General features: G+C 71.7%; 16 protein-coding genes. 6 read left to right on the forward strand and 10 right to left on the reverse strand.

Features of this window, described 5'->3' with window-relative positions; all coding sequences use genetic code 11:
* The first annotated feature begins 2 nt into the window (after positions 1-2).
* Complete coding sequence (locus J2X63_RS00575; RefSeq protein WP_309972811.1) at positions 3-1,586, forward strand: AlkA N-terminal domain-containing protein; 1,584 nt, start codon at positions 3-5, stop codon at positions 1,584-1,586.
* A gap of 89 nt (positions 1,587-1,675) precedes the next feature.
* Positions 1,676-2,551, forward strand: coding sequence for a fumarylacetoacetate hydrolase family protein (locus J2X63_RS00580; RefSeq protein WP_309972813.1), 876 nt, complete (start codon positions 1,676-1,678; stop codon positions 2,549-2,551).
* Positions 2,552-2,645: 94 nt separating this feature from the next.
* On the opposite strand, the gene J2X63_RS00585 is transcribed toward J2X63_RS00580, so the two are convergent.
* Both J2X63_RS00585 and J2X63_RS00590 read right to left on the reverse strand, forming a co-directional pair.
* Positions 2,646-4,163, reverse strand: a complete 1,518-nt coding sequence (locus tag J2X63_RS00585; protein WP_309977748.1) for an aspartate ammonia-lyase — start codon at positions 4,161-4,163, stop codon at positions 2,646-2,648.
* Between the two features lie 240 nt (positions 4,164-4,403).
* Positions 4,404-4,733 carry a DUF4190 domain-containing protein gene (locus tag J2X63_RS00590; protein WP_309972815.1) on the reverse strand — a complete coding sequence of 110 codons (330 nt, stop codon included), beginning with the start codon at positions 4,731-4,733 and terminating at the stop codon, positions 4,404-4,406.
* Between the two features lie 168 nt (positions 4,734-4,901).
* Here J2X63_RS00590 and J2X63_RS00595 point away from each other — a divergent pair, with 168 nt between their 5' ends.
* Complete coding sequence (locus J2X63_RS00595) at positions 4,902-6,248, forward strand: solute carrier family 23 protein (protein ID WP_309972817.1); 1,347 nt, start codon at positions 4,902-4,904, stop codon at positions 6,246-6,248.
* Here the strand turns inward: J2X63_RS00595 and J2X63_RS00600 are convergent.
* The 6 genes from J2X63_RS00600 to J2X63_RS00625 all read right to left on the reverse strand — a co-directional run bounded on the left by J2X63_RS00600 (position 6,206) and on the right by J2X63_RS00625 (position 13,095).
* On the reverse strand, positions 6,206-7,660 hold the full coding sequence (locus J2X63_RS00600; protein ID WP_309972819.1) for an NCS2 family permease: 1,455 nt from the start codon (positions 7,658-7,660) through the stop codon (positions 6,206-6,208). The two genes, J2X63_RS00595 and J2X63_RS00600, sit on opposite strands and share 43 nt — an antisense overlap.
* A 55-nt stretch (positions 7,661-7,715) precedes the next feature.
* A complete protein-coding gene (locus J2X63_RS00605; RefSeq protein WP_309972821.1) occupies positions 7,716-8,057 on the reverse strand; it encodes a peptidase in 342 nt (113 codons plus the stop codon).
* Positions 8,054-9,232: an anion permease gene (locus J2X63_RS00610; protein WP_309972823.1), complete on the reverse strand. Its 1,179-nt coding sequence runs from the start codon at positions 9,230-9,232 to the stop codon at positions 8,054-8,056. The genes J2X63_RS00605 and J2X63_RS00610 overlap by 4 nt, the downstream gene beginning before the upstream one ends.
* A gap of 89 nt (positions 9,233-9,321) precedes the next feature.
* Complete coding sequence (locus tag J2X63_RS00615) at positions 9,322-9,804, reverse strand: 8-oxo-dGTP diphosphatase (protein WP_309972824.1); 483 nt, start codon at positions 9,802-9,804, stop codon at positions 9,322-9,324.
* 3 nt (positions 9,805-9,807) lie between these two features.
* Entirely contained in the window at positions 9,808-10,839 is a 1,032-nt protein-coding gene (locus J2X63_RS00620) for a 6-phosphofructokinase (RefSeq protein WP_309972826.1), read from the reverse strand.
* Between the two features lie 132 nt (positions 10,840-10,971).
* Positions 10,972-13,095, reverse strand: a complete 2,124-nt coding sequence (locus J2X63_RS00625; RefSeq protein ID WP_309972828.1) for a DEAD/DEAH box helicase — start codon at positions 13,093-13,095, stop codon at positions 10,972-10,974.
* Between the two features lie 282 nt (positions 13,096-13,377).
* Here J2X63_RS00625 and J2X63_RS00630 point away from each other — a divergent pair, with 282 nt between their 5' ends.
* Positions 13,378-13,584 (forward strand): hypothetical protein, encoded by a 207-nt coding sequence (locus J2X63_RS00630; RefSeq protein ID WP_309972830.1) that lies wholly within the window; start codon positions 13,378-13,380, stop codon positions 13,582-13,584.
* A gap of 4 nt (positions 13,585-13,588) precedes the next feature.
* On the opposite strand, the gene J2X63_RS00635 is transcribed toward J2X63_RS00630, so the two are convergent.
* A complete protein-coding gene (locus J2X63_RS00635) occupies positions 13,589-15,538 on the reverse strand; it encodes a DUF2207 family protein (protein WP_309972832.1) in 1,950 nt (649 codons plus the stop codon).
* A gap of 91 nt (positions 15,539-15,629) precedes the next feature.
* On the opposite strand from J2X63_RS00635, the gene J2X63_RS00640 reads away from it, so the two are divergent.
* Together J2X63_RS00640 and J2X63_RS00645 are read left to right on the forward strand one after the other, a co-directional pair.
* A complete protein-coding gene (locus J2X63_RS00640; protein ID WP_130351132.1) occupies positions 15,630-15,908 on the forward strand; it encodes a metal-sensitive transcriptional regulator in 279 nt (92 codons plus the stop codon).
* 8 nt (positions 15,909-15,916) lie between these two features.
* The gene (locus J2X63_RS00645; protein WP_309972835.1) at positions 15,917-16,459 is read left to right on the forward strand and encodes an O-acetyl-ADP-ribose deacetylase; all 543 of its coding nucleotides are present in this window, start codon (positions 15,917-15,919) and stop codon (positions 16,457-16,459) included.
* 14 nt (positions 16,460-16,473) lie between these two features.
* Here J2X63_RS00645 and J2X63_RS00650 read toward each other — a convergent pair whose 3' ends face one another.
* Positions 16,474-17,397 carry a glycerophosphodiester phosphodiesterase family protein gene (locus tag J2X63_RS00650; RefSeq protein WP_309972837.1) on the reverse strand — a complete coding sequence of 308 codons (924 nt, stop codon included), beginning with the start codon at positions 17,395-17,397 and terminating at the stop codon, positions 16,474-16,476.
* Positions 17,398-17,442: the final 45 nt, after the last annotated feature.

Consider the following 17,442-nt stretch of genomic DNA (forward strand, 5'->3'; position numbering starts at 1 on the left):
GCATGACGCCCCATCCCGCCACGATCCCGAGCCCGGCCCGCACCGTCGGACGCGCCGCCGACCCGCTCGCCGACCCGGTGTTCGCCGAGCGCTACCGGGCGATGCAGGCCCGCGACGCACGGTTCGACGGCCAGTTCATCACCGGCGTGCACTCCACCGGCATCTACTGCCGCCCGAGCTGCCCGGCCGTCGCGCCGAAGCCGTCGAACGTGAGCTTCTACCTCACCGCCGCCGCCGCGCACGAAGCCGGGCTGCGCGCCTGCAAGCGGTGCCTGCCCGATGCGGTGCCCGGGTCACCCGAGTGGGACCTCCGCGACGACCTCGCGGCGCGTGCCATGCGGCTCATCGCCGACGGCATCGTCGAGCGGGAGGGCGTGCCGGGCCTCGCGGCCCGCCTCGGCTACACGCCGCGCCACCTCACCAGGGTGCTCACCGCCGAGCTCGGAGCGGGCCCGCTCGCGCTGTCGCGGGCCCACCGCGCGCAGACGGCGCGCGCGCTGCTCAACTCGACGGCGCTGCCGGTCGCCGATGTCGCGTTCGCGGCGGGCTTCGGCAGCATCCGGCAGTTCAACGACACCATCCGCGCGGTCTACGAGCGCAGCCCGCTCGAGCTGCGCGCGGCGGCACGGCTCCGCGATCGAGCGACGGTCGCGGCGGTCGACGCCGACGACGACGCGGTCGCGGGCGACGCCCACGCCGGCGTCGTGCACCTGCGGCTCCCGGCCAGGGCACCCTTCGACGTCGCGGGGGTGTTCGCGTGGCTCGGCGCGCGCGCCCTCGACGGCGTCGAAGAGGCCGGGCCGCTGCGGTACCGGCGCACGCTCCGACTGCCGGGCGGTGCGGCGCTCGTGCGGTTGGAGGCCGCAGGCGATGCGGGCAGCCCCGCCATCGACGTCCACGCGCGACTCGCCACGCTCGCCGACCTCCCCCCGCTCGTCGCCCGCGTGCGCCGGCTCTTCGACCTCGATGCCGATGCCGTGGCGATCGACGCCGCCCTGTCGGCCGATCCGCGGCTCGCGGCATCCGTCGCCGCCGTGCCCGGCATCAGGGTGCCCGGATGCCTCGACCCCCACGAGCTCGTCTTCCGCGCGCTCATCGGGCAGCAGGTCTCGGTGAAGGCGGCGCGCACGGCGCTCGCGCGGCTCGCCGCCGAACTCGGCGATCGCATCGGCGGTGGCGGAAGTGGCGGCCAGGCGGGCGACGGGCCCACGCTGCTCTTCCCGACGGCGGGAGCCATCGCCGCCCAGGGCGAACGGGTGCTGCGCGGGCCGGCTGCGCGCATCCGCACGATCGTCGACGTGGCACGTCGGCTCGATGCGGGCGACCTGGTCGTGGCCCCCGAGCGTGAGCGCGACGAGCTGGCCCGCGACCTCCTCTCGGTGCCGGGCATCGGGCCGTGGACGGCGGGCTACGTGGCGATGCGCGTCACGCGTGCGCCCGACGTGCTGCTCACGGGCGACCTCGCCCTGCGCAACGGTGCCGTCGCGCTCGGCCTGCCCCGAGACGCGTCCCGCCTCGCGGCCGAGGGCGCGCGGTGGGCGCCGTGGCGGAGCTACGCGTCGATGCACCTCTGGCGCGCCGCGTAGTCATGCTTGTCGACATCGCGTCGCTCGCACCGGCCTTCGTTGTACGCCGTGCACAGACGAGCGAGCCCGGCGGCCGATAGCCTAGACAGGTGAGATTCGCGCACCTCAGAGTCGAAGGCCAGACGACCCCTCGGCTCGCGGCGGTGGTGGCGGAGTCGGCGCTCTTCCTCGACGAAGTCATGGAATGCGCGCCGCGCGACCTGCAGGATCTCATCGAACGCGGCCCCGAGGGGCTCGACGAGGTGCGCACCGTGGTCGACGCGTCGCTCGCCGCCGGCGCCGAACTCGCGCCCGTCTCCGAGCTGCGGCACTCCTCGGCGGTGCTGCGGCCCGCCCAGGTCATCGCCATCGGCGCGAACTACGCCGCCCACGCGTCGGAGCTGAAGCTCCGCTCCGAGACCGCGATGACGATCTTCTCGCTCTGGCCCAACTCCCTCGCCGGCCACGGCGGCACCACCACCTGGCCCGAGGACCTCACCTCGCAGGTCGACTACGAGGCGGAGCTCGGCGTCATCATCGGCCGGCCCGCCCGTGGCGTGCACGTGCGCGACGCCCTCGACTACGTGTGGGGCTACACCGTCGTCAACGACATCACGGCGCGGGACCTGCAGTTCAGTGAGGCCCAGTGGTCGCGGTGCAAGTCGTTCGACGGCTTCACCCCGACGGGGCCGGTCGTCGTGACCGCCGACGAGATCCCCGACCCCCAGGACCTCTGGCTCACGACGAACCTCGACGGCCGGATCCTGCAGGACGCCTCGACGAACGAGATGGTGCGCGGCGTGGCCGAGATCATCTCGTACCTCTCCCGCTCGGCGACGATCCCCGCGGGCACGCTCATCTCCACGGGCAGCCCTGGCGGCGCCGGCTACTCGCGCAATCCGCAGGTGTTCCTCCGCGACGGGTCGACCGTCACCGTGTCGGTGGAGGGCATCGGCTCCCTCACCACGCACTGCCGCGTCATCTGAGGTCGTCGCCTGCCCGGGGCGACGAGCCCGGGCGCGAGCACGAGGCGCACGCGGCATCCGGCGTGCGATACGCGTGCGCCGGATGCCGGACGGCTCACTCGTGCGGTTCGCCCTGCAGGTCGATCACCGGAATCGCGCTCGTGACCGGGTGGATGCCCGAGAGACGCGACGGCGCCAGCTGGCGCTCGACGTCCTGACGCGTCATGAGGCCCGCCTCGACCACGAGGTCGGCGACCGGACGACCGGTGGCGAGCGCCTCCTTCGCGAGCGTCGAGGCCGCACCGTAGCCGATGAACGGGATGAGGGCCGTGATGACGCCGACGCTCGAGGCCACCATGGCGCCGAGTCGTTCGACGTTCGCGGTGATGCCGTCGACGCAGTTCACCCGCAGCGTCCAGCACGCCTGGCGCATCCAGGTGATCGACTGCAGCAGCGAGTGCGCGATGACCGGCTCGAACGCGTTGAGCTGCAACTGTCCCGCCTCGGCCGCCATGGTCACCGTGACGTCCGTGCCCGCGATCGCATAGGCGACCTGGCTCACGGCCTCGGGGATGACGGGGTTCACCTTGCCGGGCATGATGCTCGAGCCCGCCTGCCGCGGCGGCAGGTTGATCTCGCCGAACCCGGCCTGCGGACCGGACGACAGCAGCCGCAGGTCGTTGCAGATCTTCGAGAGCTTGATGGCGCTGCGCTTCAGCGAGCCCGAGAACGACATGAACGCGCCCGCGTCGCTGGTCGACTCGATGAGGTCGGGCGCCGACTCGAGGCTGAGCCCGGTGATCGCGTTGAGGTGGCGCACCGCGGCCGCCCCGTACCCCGGGTCGGCGGTGATGCCCGTGCCGATGGCCGTGGCGCCCAGGTTGATCTCCGAGAGCAGCCAGATGGTCTCGGTGAGCCGGGCGTGATCCTCGCCGAGCGTCGTGGCGAACCCGTGGAACTCCTGCCCGAGCGTCATCGGCACGGCATCCTGCAGCTGCGTGCGACCGACCTTGAGGACCTCGTGGAACTCGTCGGCCTTGCGCAGGAACGACTGCCGCAGCAGCTCGAGCTCGGTGAGGAGCGTCGCCAGGGAGAAGGCCAGCGCGATCTTCAGCGCGGTCGGGTAGGTGTCGTTCGTCGACTGGCTGCGGTTCACGTCGTCGATGGGATGGAGGATGTCGTAGCGGCCCTTGTCGTAGCCGGCGAGCTCGAGCGCGACGTTCGTGATGACCTCGTTCGCGTTCATGTTCGTCGACGTGCCGGCGCCGCCCTGGATGACGCCGACGACGAACTGGTCGTGGAAGTCGCCGTCGATGATGCGCTGGCAGGCCTGGTCGATGAAGGCGGCCTTCGTGTCGCTCAGCACGCCGACCTCGCGATTGGCGCGCGCAGCGGCCTGCTTGACTGAGGCGAGCGCCCGGATCAGTTCGGGGTAGACGGAGATGGGTCGCTTCGAGATCGGGAAGTTCTCGAGCGCTCGCATCGTGTGCACGCCCCAGTAGGCGTCGGCGGGCACCTCCACGGTGCCGAGCGAGTCGGTCTCCACCCGGGTCGCGGTGCCGGGGTCGACGGGGAGCTTCACGTGCTCCTCCTCCGCAATCAGGTGGTCGGGCAGGTGGTCGGGTCGGGTCATCGACACGGTTGGGCTCCATTGCCTCGTACGCGCGGGATCGCCGCGCTGGGTGTGCACGCGGGGTCGCCGCGCTGGTACTCGTCTCCGAGCCTACCGCCGACCGTCGTGGACGGCAGGGCCGCCGGCCCCCGCTCGGCGCCCGGTCGGTGCCGGGTCGGTGCCCGGTGGGCCGGGACGCGACGAACGGGCCGCCCCCGCGTGGGGAGCGGCCCGTCCTGGACGTGCGACGCGAGCGTGCGATCAGAGGAACGCGAACGGCAGCATCGCAAGGCCGAAGACCAGCGCGCCGATGGTGAAGAGCACCGTGCCGGCGAGCATGACGCCGTTGAGGACGATGCCCCAGATCGCCATCGTGCGCGACTGCGGCTCGCGCTGCAGGGCCATGACGCCGAGCACGAGGCCGGCGACCGGCACGAAGAAGGTCGAGCTCGCGACGATCGAGACGAGGCCGAGCACGAGGCTGGCGATGCTGAACCCGCGCGACTCCGCCGTGGGCGCGGCTCCCGGCGCGGAGGGGTTCGGCTCGCCGAACGGCGCCTGCGGCTGCGAGGTGGGCGTTGCGGTGGTCATGGTCATGTTCTCCTGTTCGTGGGGTGTGCTTCGACGCTACGGATGCCGCATGGCCGGCGACATGGGGCTATCCCCCCGATCGCGCGGCGGCACGCCCGACCACGCTCGGGTGGCGCCCTCCCCGACGGATACGATCGCAGGGATTCGGCCCCTCACGATCGGAGCAGCATGCACCTGCCCTGGACCGTCCACGGCGACGGAGCCCACGTCGCGCCCGGCGAGGTCGTCGCGCCCGGCGAGCGGCTGAGCTGGCCGCGCACCATCGGCCTCGGCGCCCAGCACGTCGTCGCGATGTTCGGCGCGACCTTCCTCGTGCCCATCCTCACGGGCTTCCCACCCGCGACGACCCTGTTCTTCTCGGGGGTCGGCACGATCCTGTTCCTCGTCATCACGCGCAATCGGGTGCCGAGCTACCTGGGATCCTCCTTCGCGTTCATCGCGCCGATCCTCGCGGCGATGGCCGCCGACGTCGACGACCCCATGGGCGCGGCCCTGTTCGGCATCGTCGTCGTGGGCATCCTGCTCGCCCTCGTCGGCCTGATCGTGCAGTGGGGCGGCACCGGCTGGATCGACGCGCTCATGCCACCGGTCGTCGCGGGTGCCATCGTCGCACTGATCGGGTTCAACCTCGCGCCGGTGGCGAAGTCGAACTTCGAGCAGGCGCCGCTCACGGCCCTGATCACGCTCACCGCGGTCATCGTCGCGAGCGTCGCCTTCCGCGGCATCCTCGGGCGCATGTCGATCCTGCTCGGCGTCGTGATCGGCTACGTCGCCGCGGTCGTGCAGGGCGAGGTCGACTTCGGCGCGGTGGCGGATGCCGCGTGGGTGGGCCTGCCGCAGTTCCACCTCCCGGCGAACCCGTTCGCCGACAGCGCCGTCTGGGGCATGCTGCCGGCGTTCCTGCCCGTGGTGCTCGTGCTCATCGCGGAGAACGTGGGCCACATCAAGGGCGTCGCGCAGATGACGGATGCGTCGATCAACGCATCCACCGGACGCGCGCTGTTCTCCGACGGGCTCGCCACCACGATCGCGGGCTTCTTCGGCGGCTCGGGCACCACGACATACGGAGAGAACATCGGCGTCATGGCCGCCACGCGCGTGTACTCGACGGCGGCCTATTGGGTCGCCGGTCTCTTCGCCGTGCTGCTCGGCCTCTCACCCAAGGTGGGGGCGGTGATCAACACCATCCCGCCGGGCGTGCTCGGCGGCATCACCACCGCGCTCTACGGCCTGATCGGCATCATCGGCGTGAAGATCTGGATCGACAACCGGGTCGACTTCACGAGCCCGGTGAACCAGTTCACCGCCGCGACGGCGCTCATCATCGGCATCGCCGACTTCACGTTCAGCTTCGGTGAGGTGTCGTTCAACGGCATCGCGCTCGGCACGATCGCCGCCATCGTCATCTACCACCTCATGCGCGGCATCGCCCGCGTGCGGGGCACCGACGGCGCGCCGGCCGCGCGACCGGATCAGCCGCCGAGCAGCGTCTCGATCGGGCCCCGCACGAAGTAGACGAGGAATCCGGCGGCGACGATCCAGAGCAGCGGGCTGATCTCGCGGGCCTTGCCCGAGCACGAGCGGATGACCACCCAGCTGATGAAGCCCGCCCCGATGCCGTTGGCGATGGAGTAGGTGAGCGGCATCACCGTGATGGTGAGGAACACGGGCAGCAGGACCGAGAAGTCGACGAGGTCGATGCCGCGGATCTGCGCCATCATCAGCGCGCCCACGATGACGAGCGCCGCGGCGGCGACCTCCGACGGCACGATGGAGGTCAGCGGCGTGAAGAACATCGCGAGCAGGAACAGTGCGCCGGTCACGAGGTTCGCGAGGCCCGTGCGCGCGCCCTCGCCGATGCCCGCACCGGACTCGATGAACACCGTGTTCGACGAGCTCGACGTGAATCCGCCGGCGACGGCGCCGACGCCCTCGACGATCAGCGCGGAGCGCAGGCGCGGGAAGTCGCCGCGCTCGTCGGCGAGGCCCGCCTCCTTGGACAGGCCCGTGAGCGTGCCCATCGCGTCGAAGAAGTTCGTGAACACCAGGGTGAAGACGAGCATGAGCGCGGCGAGCACGCCGATCCGCTCGAAGCTGCCGAAGCTCACCTGGCCGACGAGCGAGAGGTCGGGCAGGCTCACCCACTGCTCGGGCAGCGCGGGCACCGAGAGTCCCCAGCCGCCGTCGTTGTCGACCTTGGAGCCGAAGTGCCAGATGGCCTCGGCGATGAGGGCCAGCACCGTGCCGCTCAGCAGGCCGATGAGGATCGCCCCGCGCACCTTGCGCGCGACGAGGATGCCCGTGAGCAGGAGGGTGACGACGAACACCAGCGTCGGCACGGTGGCGATGGAGCCGCCGACTCCCAGCCCGACGGGCGGCGACGACAGACCCGTCGATGTGACGAATCCCGCGTCGACGAACCCGATGAAGGCGATGAACAGGCCGATGCCCACGGTGATGGCGATCTTCAGCTGCAGCGGCACGGCGTCGAAGATGAGCCGCCGCAGCCCGGTCGCGGCGAGCAGCACGATGATGAGGCCGTTGATGAGCACGAGTCCCATGGCCTCGGGCCAGGTGACCTGGCCGACGACGCTCACCGCGAGGAACGAGTTGATGCCGAGGCCCGCGGCGAAGGCGAACGGCAGCCGCGCCACCACGCCGAACAGGATCGTCATGACCCCGGCGGTCAGGGCGGTGACCGCGGCGACCTGGGCGAACCCGAGCTGGTCGCCATTCACGTCGGTCGCGCTCGACAGGATGATCGGGTTCAGGATGACGATGTAGGCCATCGTCACGAACGTGACGAGGCCGCCGCGCACCTCGGCGCCCACGGACGAGCCGCGTGCGGTGATCTCGAAGAAGCGGTCGAGGGCGGACGTCGAGCGCGGGCTCTCGGGCGGGACGTCGGTACCGGTGGAAGTCGTCACGCGACGACCCTAGCCGCGCATCGGCTGACGCTGCACACCTGAGGGATCCTCTGCGTCAGTTGAGGAACCCGTGGAGCACCGGCACGATGAGGTAGATGCCGACGACCACGGCCAGCGCGCTCACCACGAAGCACACCCGGGCGCCGATGAGCGCCGCGCGCTTCTGCCCCTCGGTGAGCGGGCTCTTCTTCGCGGCCTTGGCTGCCTTCTTCGCCGCGGCCTTCGCCTCGGCAGGGGTGATGACCGCGATCGCGTCGGTGAACTCCGCCGGCGTGACGATCGGGGTGCGACCCGACACGGTCAGGAGGCGGAGACCGAGCGAGTAGGTGCTCACGACGACGACCGTCGCGAGGAGCGCCGAGCCGAGCACCAGGAGGAACGCGAGCCAGTCGATCACGGCGCCACCTTCTTCTTGGGCTTGGGGTTGTTCTTGATCTTCACCGCGCGGCCCGAGCTGGCGACCTCGCTCACGACGTTCGAGGCGTCGACCTCGTTCCGCCGCGACCACAGGAAGATCCCGGCGATGACCGCAGCCCCGACGATCGTGTCGATGACGATGCCGACCACGCCGAACGTCGCGACGAACGCGGCGAGCGCGCCCACGATTCCGGCCGAGGGAAGGGTGAGGAGCCACCCGACGCCGATGCGGCCGGCGGTGCCCCAGCGCACCTTCGAGCCGCGGCGACCCATGCCCGACCCGATGACCGAGCCCGACGCGACCTGCGTCGTCGAGAGGGCGAAGCCCAGGTGGGTGGACGCCAGGATGGTCGCCGCCGTCGAGGTCTCGGCGGCGAAGCCCTGCGCCGGCTTGATTTCGGTGAGCCCCGTGCCGAGGGTCTTGATGATGCGCCAGCCGCCCACGTAGGTGCCGAGCGCGATCGCGACGGCGCAGACCGAGATCACCCAGAACTCGGGGCCGCTGCCCACGGGCTGCAGCCCGACCGAGATGAGGAGGAGGGTGATCACGCCCATCGTCTTCTGCGCGTCGTTGGTGCCGTGCGCCAGTGCGACGAGTGAGCTCGAGAAGATCTGTCCGTAGCGGAATCCGTCGCGGCCGTCGGGCTTGCCGTCGTAGCGGCGGGTGATCGCGTAGGCGAGCTTCGTGGCCGTGTATGCGATGAGTCCGGCGGTGAGCGGCGCGAGCACCGCGGGCAGCACGACCTTCGAGAGCACCACGCTGAAGTCGATCGCGTACACGCCGAAGCCCACGATGGTGGCGCCGATGAGTCCGCCGAAGAGCGCGTGGCTCGACGACGACGGCAGCCCGAGGAGCCAGGTGATCATATTCCAGACGATCGCACCCAGGAGGCCGGCGAAGATCAGCTCGGGGGTGATCAGGACCCCGCCGTCGCCCTCCTTGATGATGCCGCCCGAGATGGTGCGCGCGACCTCCGTGGAGAGGAAGGCGCCGATCAGGTTCAGGATGGCGGCGATGGTGACGGCGACCTTCGGCTTCAGCGCACCGGTCGCGATGGGCGTGGCCATCGCGTTCGCGGTGTCGTGGAAGCCGTTCGTGAAGTCGAAGAAGAGGGCCAGTACGATGACCAGCACGACGAGGAGGGTGAGTTCCACCGGCGTCTTTCTCTGGATCGGTGCTGCGATTCACCGAGTGTTCAGGGACCGTGGGTTGCGGATGCGGCGAGCGCCGTGCCCCGTCGATACTACGCGACCGATTCGGGCTCCTCCACCACGGTGGCGAGGTCGGCCCCGAAGACGAAGCTGCGCCGCACCCGTCCGCCGGCGAGCACCGCGGGCAGCCACCGGCGCGCGTCGTCCCACATCTCGTCGTAGGGCACGGCGTCGACCGGGAACCACTCGGGATCGAGTTCGTCGGAACCCGACGGCTCCCCAGTCCACGCCCGGCAGACGAACACGCTCGACTCCTGGCTCCACGCCTCCCGATGAGGGAAGTGGTAGGTCAAGAGCCCCCGCGATTCGAGGTCGGATGCCGCGACGACGACGCCCGACTCCTCGAAGACCTCGCGCACCGCGGCCTCGACGGCGGACTCCCCCGCCTCGAGCTTGCCGCCGAGGCCGACGAAGTTGCCCATGCCGAGGCCGTGCTTCTTGCGTCCGAGCAGCACCTCGGTCGTGCCCGCCCGCTCGCGCAGGAGGTAGCAGACGCAGACCTGGGGCAGCGGCATCCGTCAGCCGAAGAGGATCTTCGCCTCGTCGTAGCGCGACTGCGGAACGCGGTTGAGGCTGTGCGTGGCGTCGGCGATGGAGACCGTCGCGATGTCGGTGCCGCGGAGGGTGACCATGGATCCCCAGGCGCGCTCGTAGACGGCGTCGACCGCGGCCATGCCGAGGCGGGTCGCGAGCACCCGGTCGTAGGCGGTCGGCTCGCCGCCGCGCTGGATGTGCCCGAGCACGGTCGCGCGCGACTCGATGCCGGTGCGCTCCTCGATCATCGGGGCGATGAGCTCGGCGATGCCGCCGAGGCGCGGGCGGTTGAAGGCGTCGAGGCCCTTGTGCGAGTGCGCCTCCTCCATGCCGTCGAACTTGAAGCCCTCGGCCACGACGACGAGCGGCGCACGCCCGCGCTGGCGCACGGACTCGACCCACTCGCAGATCTGCTCGATGGACTGGGGCTGCTCGGGGATGAGGATGGCGTGGGCGCCGCCCGCCATGCCGGAGTGCAGCGCGATCCAGCCGACGTGGCGGCCCATGACCTCGAGCACCATGCAGCGGCCGTGGGAGTCGGCCGTCGTGCGGAGGCGGTCGATCGCCTCGGTCGCGATCTGCACGGCGGTGTCGAAGCCGAAGGAGTAGTCGGTGGCCGCGAGGTCGTTGTCGATGGTCTTGGGCACGCCGACGACGTTGATGCCGCCCTCGTCGTAGAGACGGCGTGCCGCCGTGAGCGTGCCCTCGCCGCCGATGGCGACGATCGCGTCGATGCCGTGCTCGTCGAGCATGCGCTGGATGTTCTCGGGGCCGCCGCCCTCACCCTCGAACGGGTTGGTGCGGCTGGAGCCGAGGATCGTGCCGCCCTGCTTCGCGAGGCCCCGCACGTCGTGACGCGTGATCTCCATGAGGTCGGCCTCGACGACACCACGCCAGCCCCCACGGAACCCGACGAACTCCGTGTCGTGGGCGATGACGCCCTTGAGCACGGCGCCGCGGATCACGGCGTTCAGGCCGGGGCAGTCGCCGCCGCTGGTGAGGATCCCGATCTTCATGTGTGGACGACTCCAAGGTGCTCGAAGCGAACAGTGGTGTTGCCGGGCCGCAGCGTCGGGGCGTATCGACTGCGGCAGTCTATAGGGTTCCTCAGGTCCCGCCCGAACGGTGCGGGACCCCGGCCCGTGGCGTCAGAGCGTGCCGTCGAGGGCCGCACGCAGCAGGTGCTGCAGGGCGTCGAGCTGCACCGAATCCGCGGAGCCCGGCTCGACGTCGCTGCCGTCGAGCGCTCGCGCCGCGAGTCCCTGCTTCGAGTCGATGAGCTCGGCGATGCGCGCGTCGATCGTGTGCGCGGCGATGATGCGCCACGCGGTGACCGGCTCGTCCTGGCCGATGCGGTGCACGCGGTCGATCGCCTGCGTCTGCTCGGCGGCCGTCCAGCTGAGCTCGGCGAGCACCACGTTGGACGCCGCCTGCAGGTTGACGCCGACGCCGGCGGCCGTGAGCGAGCAGACCGCCACGGCGACCTCGGGATCCGTGTTGAACGCGTCGATCGCGGCCTGGCGCTGCAGCGCGGTCTGGTCGCCGCGCAGCGACACGGTGCGCAGCTCGCGCGCGGCGAGTGCCGCCTCGGCCTGGTCCATGACGTCGATGTGCTTCGCGAAGAACACGACCTTGCCCACCGAGCGGGCGAGCTGGGCCGCGTAGTCGGCCGCGAGGCCGGCCTTGGCCTGCCCGATGCGGCGCACCATCGTGAAGACGTTCTCGCCCGACTTCGCCGACTTCGACTCCTCGAGCTCGGCGCTCGCGACGGCGCGGATGTACTGGTCGCGCTGGTCGTCGTCCAGATCGCCGATGCGAAGGTTGCGCGCCTCGACGAGGGCTCGGAAGCGGCCCACGAGGCGATTGCCGAGCTCGCGCTCGGCCGCCCGGACCGAGCGGCCCAGCTCGTCGTCGAGCTCGACCGGCAGGTCGGCGATGCGCTTGTCGGGCAGGTCCGCCGCGACGTCGACCTTGCGGCGGCGCACGATGCCGAGGTCGATCACCGTGCGGCGGGCCTCGACGTAGAAGCCGTGATCGGCCGGGGTCAGCCCGGTCTCCTCGAGCTTGCCGAGCAGCGCCGGCGAGGGCTTGTCGCCCTCGATCCAGCCGAGGAACTGCCAGATGGCCCGGAAGTCGTCGACGTCGTTGATGAGCGGCGTGCCGGTGAGGGCCAGCAGCAGCGGGTCGCCGCCGGGAGCGGCGCGCCGGATGCGGTCGGCGAGCGCGAGCACGTTGCGCGAGCGCTGCGACTGCAGGTTCTTGATGAAGTGCGCCTCGTCGACGACCATGCCGCGAAAGCCGAGGGTCGACAGCCACGCCATGTGCCGGTCGAGCACGTCGTAGTTGACGATCACCACGTCGGCGAAGGCGTCGAGGGTGTCGCCGTCGCCGTGGATGACCGTGGCTCGCCGGTGCGGCGTCCACCGCTCGACCTCGCGGGCCCAGTTCATCTTCACGACGTTCGGCACGACCGCGAGCAGCGGGTAGGCGTCGGCGACGGATGCCGCGAGCACGGACTGCGCCGTCTTGCCGAGGCCCGGCTCGTCGGCGAGCAGGAACGTGCGGTGACCGAGCCGGGCGGACTCGATGAACCGCGCCTGGTGCTTCATGAGCTCGAGGCCGCGGGGGGCCAGCCGGTCGACGGCGGGCGCCTCGGGCAGCTCCATCGTGGCCGCCTGGCCGCCCGAGCCGAGCTCGAACGACTTGAACAGCGGGCCGAGCAGCTCCCAGTTGGCGAGGCGGCGCACGGGCACCACGGGTGCCGGCGGCTTGGAGAAGTCGGGCGCGAGGAAGGGGTTCGCGAGCAGGCGCGACCGCACCGAGGCCGGGATGACCTGGTTCTCGCCGAGCTCGGGCTTGGCCTCGGGCTCGCGCGTGATGATGAGCTCGTCGGGGCTCAGCTCGGCGCCGGACTCGAGCAGCCAGTCGCGGCGGAAGCGCTGCGCGACCGTGGAGATCGAGGCGTCGGGCTCCAGCAACTGGATGAGGCTCGTGTCGCGCGCGGCCGTCTTCGCGAGGATCTGCGCGATGCCGTCGAGGCGCTTCAGCAACTCGGCCCGCGCGGCGTCGGCGACCTCGGGGTCGGACTTCACCCGCGCCCGCTCCTCGCGCATGAGCAGCGCGATGACCTGGAACTTCGTGCGGTTGGTCGGCCCGAGCTTGCCCTTCTGCGCCTTGGTCTCGACCTCGCGCACCTTGCGCGCGAGGATCGGGATGATGGGTGCGTCGTCGTCACGTGATCTCGTGCGCTGGCGCTGCCTCGTCTGGGCCATGGTCCTCCCGCTCTCGGGCCGTCTCCGGCTCGCCCCCTCGTCACCGGTGGCGGTGGTCGGGACCGCTCGGGGCGACCGTGGTGTCGCCGCACGCGGTACGCCGAATCCCGAACCGAGCAGCACGCGAGCCGGGCTCACGTGGTCGGGCCGAAGAACGGATTCGTCGGGCGCGTGCCTATTCTAGCCCGACTGCGCGCGCGACGGGCGCCCGGGACGCGACGATGGCACCCATGACCCGGATCCACCGGTGCGGCCGCCACGGAGTCGGCCTATGCTTCAGCCATGGACGAACGCGCGGGAGCGGGCGCCATCTCGCCCGAGGACGACGAATTCACGGTGTCGCAGGACACGGAGTTCGACGAGGAGGAGCTCGCGGCCGACGACGACGACCGGCCGCTCGACGACAGCCTCGCCGATGAGGTGCCCGGCCTCGACGCCGAGCGCCGGGTCGACCTCCGCGACGAACGCGCCCCCGACGCCGAGGACTGACGGCTCAGACGCCGCCGCCGCCTCCGCCGCCTCCACCACCGCCCGAGGAGCCTCCGCCGCCGGATCCGCTCGACGACGAGCTGGAGCTCGACCCCGACCACGACGTGCTCGACGCCGACGAGAACGACGCGACGCCCACGGCGAAGGCGCGCGAGTCGAACGTCCCCTGCCCCGCGTACCAGCCGGGCGTCTCGCCGCGCTCCTCGTAGAGCGCTGCGAGCTCACGGCTCCACTCCTGCTCGAGGCCGAAGAGCACGGCGTACGGCAGCAGGCGTTCGTTCAGCTTCAGCACCACGGCGGGGTCGAGGGTCACGGCGGTGGCCGCGGCATCCGGTGCCGTCGGCACGCCCGCCACGGATGCCGCGGCGGGACGGTCCACGCGCAGCGCGCCGCTCGGGCTCTGCAGCACCCGCAGTCGATCGGCCTCGGCGAGCCGGATGTAGAGGCGCAGTCCCTCGAGGTGGTCGCGGATCTCGCGGCCTCGCTCGGTGAGCGGTCGGACTCCGGCGACCACGAACACCGCGGCGATGGCGGCCACGATGGCTCCGGCGAACAGGATGAAGGGCCAGGCGCCGCCGCGATGGTCGTCGAGCGCCACGACCCCGAACACGACGCTGAGGGTCGCGGCCCCGATCGCCGCGACGGCGAGCAGCAGCCGCAGCACCGGGTCGGGGCGCCGACGGAGTCCCTCCTGCGACACCCGCTTCGCCACGCCCTGCCGGAGCGCGAGGAGCCGGCGGCCGAGCGTCGTGTCTCGCGACTTCAGCTCGCGCCGCGCACCGGGGAACGGCGCGTCGCCGTAGAGGGCCGAGACCACCGAGATCGCGTCGGCGTCGCCCCACGCGCCGCCGACGAACTCGACGGCGTACTGCTTGCGGCCGGTCTCGACGACGCGGAGCTCTCCGGCCACCGCCCGCTCCAGGATGGTGGCGGTCACGCCCTTCTCCGCGCGGCCGACGAGGTCGGCGGCGACCATCGCGCTGACGCCCTCGGGCGGCTCGTACTGCGCGATGATGGTGCCCCGCCCGGGGTGATCGCGCCAGCGGAGCGCATACAGGACGATCGCGGCGACGAGGGCGGCGACGGCGAGGGCGGCGGCGACCGCTCCGGCGATGGCGGCGGGCGACGCCGCGAACGACTCGTCGCGCGGCTCGAACGTCGCAGGATCGAACGCGACGGCGAGCGTGAGGTTCTCGTAGGGGCCGAGGGCGACCGCCGTGGCGAGCACCGCCGGCGGCGCGGCATCCGTCACCGCCAGTGAATCGCACGGCGTCGTCGAGCCCGCTCCTCCCCGGTAGCACGCCGTGTCGCCGGTGAAGCCCTCGGCGACCTCGGGCGACATGCGCAGCTCGGCGCTGACCCGGCCGAACGGCTGCGCCCAGCCGGTGCCGTTGACATCCCAGTAGAACTCGTCGATCGTCGCATCGTCGGGTTCGAGCGTCACGTTGTGCTGCGTGTAGCGGATGACATAGGTCTGCTCGCCGTGCACGAAGCCGTCGTCCGCGATGGTCACGAGGAGGAATTCGCCGTCGTCGTCCGCCTCGGCCTCGTACGAGCGCGGCGAGCCCGTGGCATCCGTCACCGACTCGATGCGGAGGTCGGTCGGGTGCCCCTGGTAGTCGATCGGGATGGCCCGGCGGATGCCGTGGTTCTGGTCGAACTCGGGGAACTGCGCCACGAGCGTCTCGGTCGTGGCGAGGGTGGATCGCCGCGCCGCGTCGCGCCCGAGTTCGTAGACCGCGTCGAACGACGCGAAGGTGAAGTCGTCGAGGCCCGTCGGCACCGACGACACCGGCGAGATCGTCGCCTGACGCCCGGCAGTCGTGACCGTGGTGGCAGCGGCGGCGGCCGCAGCTGGCGCGCCCGCGAGCGCGAGGGCGAGGGCGGCGATGGATGCCACGGCGCCCAGCGCGGCGAGGGCGGACGCGACGGCGCCGCCGGAACGACGGATCATGAGGCCACGCTAGCGCCCGCTCGCCCGGCCGACGATCCCGCATTCGGGGATACCCGGCCGGGTATCGGAGGACGCAGAGTATCCTGATGCGGTGATCGACGACATCAAGAAGCGCGCCCTGCACCGCACGAAGATCATCGAGGGCCAGCTGCGCGGCATCGAGAAGATGATCGAGAACGAGGACTACTGCGTCGACATCATCACGCTCTCGCTGGCGGTGCAGAAGTCGCTGGGCTCGCTCAACAAGCTCCTCGTCGAGAACCACCTGCGCACGCACGTGACCGAGATGTACGAGGCCGGCGGCGACCAGCGCGACGCCGCCGTCGCCGAACTGCTGCGCATCTTCGAGCTCTCCAACAACCGCGGGTAGCCGAGCGGATGCCGCGGATCGAACTCGTCACCGGCGACCTCACCGCCGAGCGCGTCGACGCCATCGTGAACGCGGCGAACTCGAGCCTGCTCGGCGGCGGCGGCGTCGACGGGGCCATCCACCGCGCCGGCGGACCCTCGATCCTGGCGGAGTGCCGGGAGCTCCGGGCCACCGTGCTGCCCGACGGTCTGCCGACCGGTCGCGCGGTCGCGACGGGCGCCGGGAACCTGCACGCGCGATGGGTCGTGCACACCGTGGGCCCGGTGTGGCCCGGGCCGGGGCCCGAGGAGGCCTCGCGGCGGCGGCTCCTCGCCTCGTCCTACCGGGAGTCGCTCGCGCTCGCGGCCGGCCTGGGCGCGGCATCCGTCGCGTTCCCGGCGATCTCCGCCGGGATCTACGGATGGCCCGCCGACGACGCTGCCCTCGTCGCGCTCGAGACCGCCGCCGGTGCGGATGCCGCCCCGGCACTGGTGCGGTTCGTGCTGTTCTCCGAGCGCATGCACGCGGTGTTCGCCGCGGCGGCCGAGCAGCTCGGGCTCGACCTGGACTGACCCTCGGGCGCGGCTCAGGTCCCTGGCGCCGTCACGGCGAGCCATTCGTCGAGGTCACTCGGCTGGTCGGTGATGATGCCGTCGACCCCGAGCGCACTCACCTCCTGCCACCGCTCGTGCGTGTTGAGGGTGTAGCAGAGCACCGCGACGCCGGCCTCGTGCAGCGCCTCGAGCGCGCCGGGCACCGCCGTCACCGAGGCCGCCGTCGTGCCGAAGCCGATGATGCCGAGCCGCTCCGCGAGCGGCACCGGATCGGCGGGCAGCTCGCGGATCAGCATGATGCGCGGGGTCGTGGGCGACACCCGCTGCAGCGCGAACAGCGTCTCGAGGCTGAAGCTCTGCAGCACCACTCGGCCGCGCAGTCCGTGCTGCTCGATGAGGCCCACCACGGTGCGCACCTCCTCGGCACGCCAGTCGGCCTTGAGCTCGACGAGCGCACGGGCGTCGTTGCGGGCGGCGAGCGCGGTGAGGAACTCGTCGAGCGTCGGCATCCGCTCCCCCGCATAGTCGGCGCCGTACCAGGCGCCCACGTCGAGCCGCCGCAGCTGCTGGAGGTCGAGTTCCCCGACCATGTGCGGGTCGCCCGTCACGCGTTCCAGCGTGGTGTCGTGGAAGAGCACGGGCACGCCGTCGCGCGTGAGCTGCACGTCGGTCTCGACGAAGGCGAGGTCGTCCATGGCGAGCTCGAGCGAGGGCATGGTGTTCTCGGGGGCCTCGGCGCGGTCGCCGCGGTGGCCGACGATGAAGGCCGCATCGCCCGGGAGCCGCAGGGCGCCGAACACGTCGACGGCCGACGCGGTCGTGGGCGTGGTCGCGACGAGGAGCACGGCCGCCATGGCGATGGTGCCGACGAGCGCGCAGGCCACGCGGACGGCGCGGCGCGGCGGATGCGCGAGTCGTGCGGTCGTGGGGGCGAGCGCAGCGGGCGTGCGGGTCACGGGAGTCGGGCCTTCCCACCGGGCGCGCCGTCGCGCCGCGGTGCA

The organism is Agromyces sp. 3263 (assembly GCF_031456545.1).
Classification (GTDB): domain Bacteria; phylum Actinomycetota; class Actinomycetes; order Actinomycetales; family Microbacteriaceae; genus Agromyces.